At 68.6% G+C, this 11250-nt stretch carries 9 protein-coding genes; 2 read left to right on the top strand and 7 right to left on the bottom strand.

The genetic code is table 11. The features are described 5' to 3' along the window. Positions 1-67: 67 nt before the first annotated feature. The gene (locus V7053_RS05965; protein ID WP_334171351.1) at positions 68-1564 is read right to left on the bottom strand and encodes an NAD-dependent succinate-semialdehyde dehydrogenase; all 1497 of its coding nucleotides are present in this window, start codon (positions 1562-1564) and stop codon (positions 68-70) included. A 242-nt stretch (positions 1565-1806) separates the two neighbouring features. Further along, positions 1807-2658, bottom strand: a complete 852-nt coding sequence (gene rsmI, locus V7053_RS05960; protein ID WP_334171350.1) for a 16S rRNA (cytidine(1402)-2'-O)-methyltransferase — start codon at positions 2656-2658, stop codon at positions 1807-1809. Positions 2659-2690: 32 nt separating this feature from the next. Here rsmI and V7053_RS05955 point away from each other — a divergent pair, with 32 nt between their 5' ends. Together V7053_RS05955 and V7053_RS05950 are read left to right on the top strand one after the other, a co-directional pair. Beyond that, positions 2691-4343: a dolichyl-phosphate-mannose--protein mannosyltransferase gene (locus V7053_RS05955; RefSeq protein WP_334171349.1), complete on the top strand. Its 1653-nt coding sequence runs from the start codon at positions 2691-2693 to the stop codon at positions 4341-4343. Between the two features lie 55 nt (positions 4344-4398). Further along, positions 4399-6372, top strand: coding sequence for an AMP-dependent synthetase/ligase (locus V7053_RS05950; protein ID WP_334171348.1), 1974 nt, complete (start codon positions 4399-4401; stop codon positions 6370-6372). A 24-nt stretch (positions 6373-6396) separates the two neighbouring features. On the opposite strand, the gene V7053_RS05945 is transcribed toward V7053_RS05950, so the two are convergent. From V7053_RS05945 to V7053_RS05925, 5 genes are all read right to left on the bottom strand, one after another. Then, positions 6397-7527 (bottom strand): TIGR01906 family membrane protein, encoded by a 1131-nt coding sequence (locus V7053_RS05945; RefSeq protein ID WP_334171347.1) that lies wholly within the window; start codon positions 7525-7527, stop codon positions 6397-6399. A gap of 162 nt (positions 7528-7689) precedes the next feature. Next, entirely contained in the window at positions 7690-9027 is a 1338-nt protein-coding gene (locus tag V7053_RS05940) for a L,D-transpeptidase (RefSeq protein WP_334171346.1), read from the bottom strand. Between the two features lie 14 nt (positions 9028-9041). Further along, positions 9042-10523, bottom strand: a complete 1482-nt coding sequence (ahcY, locus tag V7053_RS05935; RefSeq protein WP_334171345.1) for an adenosylhomocysteinase — start codon at positions 10521-10523, stop codon at positions 9042-9044. 59 nt (positions 10524-10582) lie between these two features. Then, entirely contained in the window at positions 10583-10786 is a 204-nt protein-coding gene (locus tag V7053_RS05930; RefSeq protein WP_334171344.1) for a Trm112 family protein, read from the bottom strand. 18 nt (positions 10787-10804) lie between these two features. Continuing rightward, positions 10805-11194 (bottom strand): DUF3499 domain-containing protein, encoded by a 390-nt coding sequence (locus tag V7053_RS05925; RefSeq protein ID WP_334171343.1) that lies wholly within the window; start codon positions 11192-11194, stop codon positions 10805-10807. Between the last annotated feature and the right edge of the window lie 56 nt (positions 11195-11250).

The raw sequence follows: 11250 nt of genomic DNA, 5'->3' as shown, positions 1-11250 counted from the left end.
CTAGCCCGCGTACGGGTCCGCGATGCCGTGCTCGTTTCCCCGCCCGCTCCGGGCCGGGAACGGGTCCCTAGCCCGCGTACGGGTCCGCGATGCCGATGTACTGCGTCGTCGTGTACTCCGCGATGCCCTCGGCGCCGCCCTCACGGCCCAGCCCGGACTGCTTGACGCCGCCGAACGGGGCGGCCGCGTTCGAGATGACGCCCGCGTTGAAGCCGACCATGCCGTACTCGATCTGCTCCGCGACCCGGAACATGCGCGCAAAGTCACGGGTGTAGAGGTACGAGGCGAGGCCGTACTCGGTCGCGTTCGCGAGTCGGATCGCGTCCTCCTCGGTCTTGAACGTCGTCACGGGGGCGACCGGGCCGAAGATCTCGTTCTTGAGGATCTCGGCGTCGTTCGGGACGTCGGCGAGGACGGTCGGAGCGTAGAAATAGCCGTCGCCCTCGATCGGCGCGCCACCCGTGGCCACGCGGGCCCCGGACTGCACGGCCTCGGTCACGAGCGCGTGGACGTCCTTGCGGGCGCCGCCGTCGATGAGCGGTCCAACCTTGGCGTCGGCCTCCGTGCCGCGGCCGGGCTTGAGCGCCGCCATCGCCTCCGAGAACTTGCGCGTGAACTCCTCCGCGACCGACTCCTGGACGAGGAACCGGTTCGCGGCCGTGCAGGCCTCGCCCATGTTGCGCATCTTGGCGGCCATTGCTCCCTCGACCGCCTTGTCCAGGTCTGCATCCTCGAACACGATGAACGGGGCGTTTCCGCCGAGCTCCATCGAGGTGCGCAGGACGTTCTCGGCGGCATCCGCGATGAGGCGGCGGCCCACCGGAGTCGAGCCTGTGAAGGAGATCTTCCGCAGGCGCGAATCCTTCAGGAGCGGGCCCGAGATGCCCGAAGCCGACGACGACGACACGACGTTCAGGACGCCGGCCGGCAGACCGGCCTCCTGCATGACGGCGGCGAAGAGCTGCGTCGTGAGGGGGGTGAACTTGGCGGGCTTGACGACCATCGTGCACCCGGCCGCCACCGCCGGCGCGATCTTGCGGGTCGCCATCGCGAGCGGGAAGTTCCACGGGGTGATCAGCAGGCAGGGCCCGACCGGCTTGCGCTGGACGAGGATCTTGTTCTTGCCCTCCGGAGTTGTGACGTAGCGGCCGTAGTCGCGCACCGCCTCCTCCGAGAACCAGCGGAGGAACTCGGCGCCGTATGTGACCTCGCCGCGCGATTCGGCGAGCGGCTTGCCCATCTCGAGCGTCATGAGGAGGGCGAAGTCCTCGGCACGCTCGGTGACGAGCTCGAACGCCCGGCGAAGGATCTCGGCACGCTCGCGCGGCGCCGTGCGGGCCCACGCGGCCTGCGCGCCGTCGGCCGCGTCGAGGGCCGCAACCGCGTCCTCGCTCGTCGCATCGGCAATCTCGAGAAGGGTCTTGCCCGTAGCCGGATCCTCGACCGCGAAAGTCTTGCCGCCCGAGGCGTCGCGCCATTCGCCGTTGATGAGAAGCCCGGTGGGAACTTTCGCGAGAAGCTCCTGCTCGCGCTCTGGAGTGACGTTCTTGCTGGTGTCAGACATCTCGGCTCCTTTCGCCGTGCGGGACTCACCTTCGGGTCCCTGGGTTCGCCCTCAACGCTAGGCTCTCACCCGCTCGAGTGTCTACGCACGCGTGCACGAGAACTCCGAGGGCCTCCTGTGCGAATGCACAACAGACTTCCCCGGAATTCCAAGGGAGTTGCACCGCGAGCGAGCGGCAGATTCAGCGAGAAGCCAGCATGGCCCGGAGAAGCGGAAGCGCAGCGAGAAGCGATCCAACCGGCTCAGCGGGATGCCAGCACGGCTGCGTACAGCTCGCGCTTGCTCGCACGGGCATCGGCCGCAACGGCCGCGACGGCGTCCTTGAGCCGCGCGCCGTCGGCGACGAGGCGGTTGACTGCCTCGACGAGATCCTCGGGGCTCGCGGGCTCGCTCTCGCCCGCCCCGCCGACGACGACGGCGATCTCGCCTCGCACTTCCTCCGCCTCGGCCCACGCGGCCAGCTCGCCTGCCGTGCCGCGGAGCACCTCCTCGTAGGTCTTGGTGAGTTCCCGGCACACCGCGACCGGCCGCTCTGGACCGAAAGCGTCCGCCACGGCCCGGAGCATCGCCGGGAGGCGGTGCGGCGCCTCGAAGAACACCATCGTCCGGCGCTCTGCCCCGAGCTCGGCGAGGCGCCCCGCCCGCTCCCCCGCCTTGCGTGGCAGGAAGCCCTCGAAGCAGAAGCGGTCGGTCGGCAGGCCGGAGAGCGCAAGTGCCGTGAGGACCGCAGACGGCCCCGGCACGGCGGTCACCGTGAGTCCTTCCGCCACCGCTGCCTCGACAAGCCGGTAGCCCGGATCGGAGACACTCGGCATCCCGGCGTCCGTCACCAGCAGGACGGTCCGGCCAGCCCGCACCTCGTCCAAGAGCTCGGAAGTCTTCGAGGCCTCGTTGTGCTCGTGATAGCTCAGGATGCGGCCAGCGGGCTGAACGCCGAGGCCCTGGACGAGGCGGTGGAGCCGGCGCGTGTCCTCCGCGGCGATGACGTCTGCCTCGCCCAGGAGCTCGACAAGCCGGCGGCTCGCGTCGCCGAGATTGCCGATCGGGGTCGCCGCGAGGACCACACGGCCACGGTCCGGCTCTGATTCACGCACCCGCTCAGACTACGCCGGTAGCATGGGCCGGGATGAGCGCCGCCACCGACACCCGCGAGCCCCAGCTCGGCTGGAACACCCGCCGCCGGTGGGTCGCCCCCCGGCCCCCCGCTGCCCAGACGGCCGCGGAGCTCCGCCACCGGCTTCTCGGCCCCCTCGACCGATGGCGCGACTGGCCGCGCCTCGAGCGCACACTCTACTGGGCGATTCCGCTCGCCTGCGCGATCGTGGCCGGCGTCCTCCGTTTCGTCAATCTGGGCACTCCGCACTCCCTCATCTTCGACGAGACCTACTACGTCAAGGACGCGTACTCCTACCTGCACTTCGGCTACGAGAAGAATTGGAGCGACAACGCCAATCCCCTCTTCATTGCGGGGAACTTCAGCGCCATCCAGTCGTCGCCCGAGTACGTGGTGCATCCGCCTCTGGGCAAGTGGATGATCGCGCTTGGCATGTGGCTGTTCGGCCCCTCGAGCTCGTTCGGCTGGAGGTTCTCCTCGGCCCTCTTCGGGACGCTCTCGGTGGCGCTCGTCGCGTGGGCGGCCTACAAGCTCTTCCGCTCCCCAGTCCTTGCGGCCACGGCCGGCCTTCTGCTCGCCGTCGACGGCCACCACATCACCATGTCGCGCATCGGCATTCTGGACATCTTCCTCTCGTTCTGGCTGCTCGCGGCCTTCTGCGCGCTCCTCAAGGACCGGGAGGACGGGCGACGGCGGCTCGCGACCAGGCTCGCCGCGTCGGCGCTGCCGAACGGGCGGATTCCCGCGACGGCCCTCGCGGCCGGCCCTTGGCTCGGGGTGCGCTGGTGGCGCATTGCCGCGGGCGTCTGCATCGGCTGCGCGGTCGGCGTCAAGTGGTCTGGCCTCGCGTACGTCCTTGCTTTCGGGCTGCTCACGGTCCTCTGGGACGCAAGCGCGCGCCGCACAGCAGGCATCCGCGCGTGGCTGCCGGCCGCCGTCGTCCGGGACGCACCGCTCGCATTCGTGAGCATCGTCGTCGTCGGCGGCGCCGTGTATCTCTCGACGTGGACGGGCTGGTTCCTCTCCTCGGACGCCTATTTCCGCCATTGGGCAGAGGCGAACCCTGACCCGACGTGGTCGTGGGTGCCCGCGTCGCTGCGCTCCCTCGCCCACTACCACCTCGAGGCGTACGCCTTCCACACGGGTCTCACGGAGACACACCCCTACGCTGCGAGCCCGTGGAGCTGGCTCGTGCAAGGACGGCCCACGTCGTTCTACTACGTCGAACCCAGCGGCTGCGGCGCGGACCGATGCAGCTCGGCGATCCTCTCGGTCGGCAACCCCCTCATCTGGTGGGCTGGAACCATCGCCCTCGCCGTCGCCGTCCTCCTCTGGGCCGGCCGGCGGGACTGGCGCGTGGGCGGCGCGCTGTGCGGGGTCGCCGCCGGGTACCTGCCGTGGTTCATGTACCCGGAGCGCACGATGTTCGCGTTCTACGAGGTCTCCTTCGAGCCGTTCTTCATCCTCGTGCTCGCGTATGTGCTCGGGCACATCCTCGGAAGGCCTACCGATCCCCCTTGGCGACGACAGGCGGGTTTCCTCGGCGTCGGGGTATACCTGGTCCTCGTCGTGATCGTCTCGGCGTACTTCATGCCGATCTGGAGCGCCCAGACCATCACCTATCTCGATTGGCGGATGCACATGTGGATGCCGAGCTGGGTGTGAGACGGGCAGAATGGGCATGACCGAGGCAGGGACCGAGAACGGAAGGCACGACTCTGTGGACGCTTCCACGCGGAATGCTGCAACCCGCACCGAGTCCACGGCGGCGCTTCTTGCACCACCCCGACCGGAAGGCGCCAACGTCACGGACCTTCTCCTCGAGCGCGCCTCCCGGTCCCCCGAACGCCCGGTCTTCGCGCTGCGTGAGGGGACGTCGTGGCGCCACGTGACGGCGTCCGAATTCCTCGCCGACGTCCGCTGGCTCGCCAAGGGACTCGTCGCCGGAGGTCTCGCAGTGGGCGACCGAGTCGCGATCCTTGCTCCGAGCAGCTACGAGTGGACGCTCGCCGATTTCGCGGTCTGGTATGCGGGCGGCGTGAGCGTCCCCGTCTACGAGACGGACTCCCCCGCCCAGATCGAATGGATCCTCCGCGACTCGGGCGCCCGGCGGGTCTTCGCCGCTCCCGCGCTGGTCCCGATGGTCTCGGGGGTCATCGAGGGCTCGGCGGGACTCGCCGAACGGTTCATCCAGGTCACGTCCCTCGCCCTGGACGGCGAGGGGGCGACGCTCAGCAGCCTCGCCGGACCCGGTCAGGGCGTGAGCGACGCGGAACTCGAACGGCACCGCGCGGCGGCGGCACTCCGCACCCCGGCGACGATCGTCTATACCTCCGGGACGACTGGCAGGCCCAAGGGCTGCGTCATCACGCACGCCAACTTCGTCGACCTCGCGGACAACCTGATTCCGCATCTGCCCGTTCCGCTGGCCTCGCCGGACCCGCGCATGGTCACGTTCCTCCCGCTGGCCCACGTGCTGGCGCATGCCGTCCAAGTGGTGTGCCTCGCGGCCGGGGTCACGGTCGCGTACAGCAGCCCGAACGATCTGCTCTCCACCCTGCGGAGCTTCCGGCCAACTTTCCTGCTCGGCGTGCCGCGCATCTTCGAGAAGGTCTATGCCGCGGCCCGCGAACAGGCGGTCCGCTCCGGGAGGGGCGGTGTCTTCGCCCGCGCCGCGTCCGTGGCACGCGAATACTCGGCTGCGCTCGACGACGCTGCCGCTGGCCGCGGCTACGGTCCGAGCCGCAGCCTCCGCCTCAAGCATGCGGTGTTCGACCGCCTCGTCTACGGTCGTCTGCGGGCCGTGTTCGGCGGTGCGCTCGAGACCACGGTGAGCGGCGGTGGACCGCTGAGCCCGCAGCTCGCCCACTTCTTCCGCGGCGTCGGCATTCCGGTGCTCGAAGGCTACGGGCTCACCGAGACGACCGGGCCCTGCACGGTCAACACGGCCGACGCCGTGCGGGTGGGGACAGTGGGGCGACCGGTTCCGGGAACTTCGATCAGGATCGCCGACGACGGCGAGATCCTCGTGCGCGGAATCGGCGTCTTCGCGGGCTACCACGGCTCCCCGGTTGACGGCGCGAACAAAGACAGCGCGAACGAAGACAGCACGAACGACGAGCGCGCGAACAAAGACAGCGCGAACGAAGAGCGCGCGAACGAAGACAGCGCCGCGGAGCCAGACGAGACGCAGGCGGCGGCCGGCCCAGCTCAGGACGGATACTTCCCCACCGGGGACCTCGGCCGTCTCGACGACGAGGGCTTCCTCACCATCACAGGGCGCAAGAAGGACCTGCTTGTGACGGCTGGGGGCAAGAACGTGACTCCAGAGCCCCTCGAGGAGACCGTCCGCGAGAGCCCGCTCGTCGAACACGCCATCCTGATCGGCGAGGGGCGCCCGTTCGTCGCGGCGCTGATCGTCCTGGACCGCGACGGTCTGGCCTCCTGGTGCCGGGAACACGGGCGCACGCTTGAGGCCGAGGCCGCCGCAACTGATCCCGAGGTGCTGCACGAGCTGCAGGCCGCGGTCGACGCTGCCAACGCGCTCGTCTCGCGCGCCGAGAGCATCCGCAAGTTCGCCGTCGTGGGTATCGAACCGAGCATCGAGGCCGGAAGCCTCACCCCGTCCCTCAAGCTCAAGCGAGACGCCATCCTCGCTGAGTGCCGCGACGAGGTTGAGGCGCTCTACTCTTAGCCGGCTTGGACTGCCCGGCCCAGGCTACTCGCTGCGCGACGCCTCGGTCTCGGGAGCCGGCGTCTTCCTCTTGATGGGCCACGCGAAGATGATGATGAGCGAGCTCACGAGGAGAGTCAGAACACCGATCACGATTGCCGCGTCCATCCAGAACTGCGACGGGAACAGCCTGATGAGTGTGTCGGAAAGCTGGAACGTCCAATTGCCCTGGGAGAAGAAGATGCGGTGGAAATCGGTGAAGAACTGCTCCCAGCCCAGGAAGGCGAGGACGGCGAGGCCGACGACGATCACGAACGTGACGATCGCTCCCGCAAACAACCCGCGGCCAAACGCGCCGGGCCGCTTCCGGAGCACGAGGAACGCGACGACGAAGAAGGCGAGGAGGACGAGACCCGCCGCGTAAGCGATGAAGATGACCGACTTCACGTCCGCCATGTGGCTGACCTCGGCGTCGGTGAACAGGGGTGCCCCAGAGGACTGGACGAGATCCCCGAGGTAGCGCCGTCCCGCAAAGTTGGAGAGATAGTCGACCGCGTACGACCCGTAGGTGAGGCGGTCGTCGACGGAAAAGCCGTAGCCGTCTCCCGGGAAGCCGGGGCGGAAGTATTCGAGCCACAGGAAGGCGGGGGTCGCGATAACCCGCACTGCGGCGATGAGGAGAAGGAACGGCAGGAATATCGCCATGAGCACCTGAAGCACCCGTGGCGCAACGGGTTTCGCCTGAGCGGCTGCCTCGCGCTGGGCGGTGCGCCGGCGGACCTCGTCCTCCGGCGGCCGCATCTGGAGTGCCGAGGTCGGGGACGGCTCCCGATGGTCGGAGGTGGTAGCAGGTGCAGCGCCAGGTCCAGCTGCCTCGCCCGCGGCGGGCACCGCGTCGGACGCCCCGCCATGGCCGGACCCAGCCGCGTCGGACGCCGCGCCGTGGCCGGACCCAGAGGCCGGCCCCTCGCGCAGCTCGTGCCGGTCACGCAGACCGTTGCTTTCGCGGACCTCGCTCGGGCGGTTGGGCGAGGCATCACGCACGGAGGCGTTCTCAGGGTCGCGGCCGCGATCCGGGGTCCGCATCCAGTCGAAGGCCGGCTCTTCGGTGTCCTGGGACTCGTCCAGGTTCACCTCCGGCTCCAGGTCACGCCTGTCTTCCGTCACATGCATCATCCGCTCGCAGCTTGGTGGGCCCGCGTCGCAGGCGGGCCCGGGTATGGTCTGTCCTCTCTCCCACGGTAGCGGGTCCCACCTGCCGCCGACCGGAAGTGGGCCGCCCTGTGGCCGAAGCGTTATCGGCTCGGAATCAGCACGGCATGAGCGTGAATCTACGGCTCAGCCGTTTGCGTACTGGGACCAGGGGATGTTCCAGTCGCCGAAGCCGTCGTTGAAGTTCGCGAAGTCGCCTTCGGTGTTGACGATCTGGACGACGTCTCCCGTCGTCATGTTGTTGAAGACCCAAGAGGCCCCGTCTGGGCCGAGGCCGATGCACCCGTGGGAGACATTCGCCACCCCGAGGTAGGGGATCGCGGTGTCGGTGGCCTGGTGGATGAACTCGCCGCTCGGAGTGAGCCTGGTCGCGTACTCGACATCGAGTTCCCCGTAATTGGCGGGGTCGCCGGGCTTGAGGCCGATCGATGCGGCCACGAAATGGGCCTTGCGCTGCTTCTCCATGAGCACGAGGAAGCCCTTCGCCGAGGGGAAGCGCGTGTCGCCCAGCGTGGCCGGCCAGGTGTGGACCGGTTGATCGTTGATGTAGGCCGTAAAGGTGTGGGCCTGGGCGTCGGCGACCGCTGTGCGCTTGTCGCCGATATGCACCGTATCCGTCTTCGAGAAGTTCCCGATCTGGCCATTGCCGAGGTCCACACCGAACAGGTCCATCTTGACGCTGATGGTGCTGTGCGCAGCCCAGTACTGCTCCGGGCGATAGCGGACCACGGTGTCGCTGAACCAGTGGAAGGCGCCCGTCTGGCCGGAGGTCGACGTGATGGTGATGGCCTTCTCGACGGCCTTCTTGTTCTTGACCGGCTCGCTGAAGGTGAGCTGGATCGGCTGCGCGACGCCGACGCTCATCCCGTCGAGCGGGTACATCGCCGCGTCGGCCTCGTTGGCAGTAGAAACCGTCTTGAAAGTCGACGTCGACGTCGTCGTGCGCCCCGCCGCGTCGAGCGTCGTGTAGCTCAAGGTGTAGGTCGCGTTGAAGGTGAGCTGGCCGGTCGAGGTCCAGACGGTGCGGCCGGAGTCGAGCGTTCCCTCCACGTCGTCGCCCGTCGACGAGCGCAAGCTCACGTTGTCGAGAGTGCCATTCCTCGCCGTCACGGTGACGGGCGCCGCAGGGTTGACTTCCGTAGCGTCTGAGGCGGGCGCGGTGACGGCCGACGCCGGTTGGACCACCGGGAACACAGCACCCGGCTCGCTCCGGATGGCCGAGCCCGCTTCGGACCCGATGGGAGTGCCCTGGAGCGACCGCAGGGCCCAGAAGGCGCCGCCCGCGGCGAGCGCGAGGACGACGGCGACCATCGCGACGATCTTCCCAATGGGCCTTCGCTTGAGCGATCCCGGTTCCGGCAGAGACCCGTTGGCGGGTTCGTTCATGCCCTCGGGGGCAGAGTGCGCTTCGCTCCCGCCGTCTACCCCACTGCCGGGTTCGCCCGTGCCCTCCTCGGCCCGCATAGCTTCCATGCTAGTCAGTAGCGGTAGTGATCAGACTTGTACGGGCCGGCCGCGTCCAGGCCGAGATACTCGGCCTGGTCCTTGGTGAGCTCCGTGAGCTCGATCCCGAGGGCGTCAAGGTGCAGGCGGGCGACCTTCTCGTCGAGGATCTTCGGGAGGACGTAGACCTTCTTCTCGTATTCCCGTTCGCCCTCGGGCTGGCCGTGCTTCGTCCAGAGCTCGATCTGGGCGATGGTCTGGTTGGCGAACGAGTTGCTCATGACGAACGAGGGATGGCCGGTCGCGTTGCCGAGGTTGAGGAGCCGGCCCTCCGAAAGGACGATGATCGAGCGCTCGCCGCGGGAGTCTTCGGCGGGGAAGACCCACTCGTGGACCTGCGGCTTGATCTCGATCTTGCGGATGCCCGGCCACTTCGCAAGCCCGGCCATGTCGATCTCATTGTCGAAGTGGCCCACGTTGCCCACGATCGCCTTGTCCTTCATCGCGGCCATGTGCTCGGCCATGATGATGTCCTTGCCGCCCGTCGTCGTGATGAAGATGTGCCCCTCCTCGAGGACGCTCTCCAACCGGGCCACCTGATAGCCGTCCATTGCCGCCTGGAGCGCGCAGATCGGGTCGATCTCCGTCACGATGACTCGCGCACCCTGGCCCCGGAGTGCCTCTGCGGCACCCTTGCCGACGTCACCGTACCCGCATACGACGACGACCTTGCCGCCGATGAGCACGTCGGTCGCCCGGTTGATGCCGTCCGGGAGCGAATGGCGGATGCCGTACTTGTTGTCGAACTTGCTCTTGGTGACGGAGTCGTTGACATTGATCGCAGGAAACAGGAGCCTGCCCTGCTCCGCGAGCTGGTAGAGGCGAAGGACTCCGGTCGTGGTCTCCTCGGTCACGCCCTGGATGCGGCTTGCGGTGCGGGTCCACTTCTGCGGGTCCCGCTCCTGACCGGCGCGAAGCACGTCGAGGATGATGCGGTATTCGTCGGGGTCGTCCGGCGTGGCCTGAGGAACCGCGCCTGCCGCCTCGAACTCGACCCCCTTGTGGACGAGGAGAGTCGCGTCGCCCCCGTCGTCGAGAATCATGTTCGGGCCCAGCTCGGGATTCTCCTGGGCACCCGGCCAGGTGAGGATCTGCTCCGCCGTCCACCAGTACTCCTCGAGGGACTCGCCCTTCCAGGCAAAGACCGGAACGCCGCGTGGATCCTCGGGGGTGCCGGTGCCCACGACGATCGCGGCGGCTGCCTCGTCCTGTGTCGAGAAGATGTTGCACGACGCCCAGCGGACTTCGGCGCCGAGCGCAACGAGCGTCTCGATCAGGACGGCGGTCTGGACGGTCATGTGCAGCGACCCCGCGATGCGGGCGCCCTTGAGCGGCTGCGACTGCCCGTACTCGCGGCGGAGGGCCATGAGGCCCGGCATCTCGTGCTCTGCGAGGCGAATCTGGTGGCGGCCGGCCTCGTGTAGCGAGATGTCGGCAACGCGGTAGTCGAAGGTCACGGATGCTCCTGAGGACGGGAGGGTGGCAGGGTGAAGCGAGAAGGGTCTTGCCGCAGCGGTCAGGCGCCGGCGCTGCCCGCAGGATCGGCCGAGGCCTCGGCCGGCGGCAGCAGCACGGGAATCCCGTCTTCGACCGGGTAGCGCGGAACAGAGCCGTCCGGACCGGCCGCGCTGGCCACGAGCTCGTCGCCCTCCTGGACCAGAGCGCTACCTGTCACGGGGCAACGCAGCACAGCGAGGATCGAGGAACTGATGTACGGCATGGGACCAAGCCTACCGGCTCAGTACAGCTCGGGGAGGATCCTCAGGTGGCGCCCGGACGGCATGTCCACGCCCGCGGGCGGCGTCAGCATCGTCTGCCCCTCGCGGTTGCTACGTTGCGGCGCCTCGGCGGGCTCGTCGTCGTCCTCGCTGGCGTCCCGCACGGCCTCGGCGAGCGCGAGGAGGTCGTCGGGGCTCGGCTGCCGCGCCGGAAGCGCAAGCCGCAGCACTTCCCAGCCACGCGGGACGGTGAGCTTGTCCGCGTGCTTCGCGCACAGGTCGTACGTATGCGGCTCGGCAAACGTGGCGAGCGGTCCCAGCACGGCCGTGGAATCCGCGTACACATACGTCAACGTGGCGACCGCAGGCTCGCGGCAGGCCGATCGGGAACAATGGCGGACTTCTCGCACAGCCAGTACCCTACTCTGCGCCCGCCGGATGTGTCGTGAGCGACTCGGCCGACGGC

This window comes from Sinomonas sp., assembly GCF_036848755.1.
Taxonomy (GTDB): Bacteria; Actinomycetota; Actinomycetes; order Actinomycetales; family Micrococcaceae; genus Sinomonas.
This window is presented reverse-complemented; position numbering and strand designations above follow the sequence as displayed.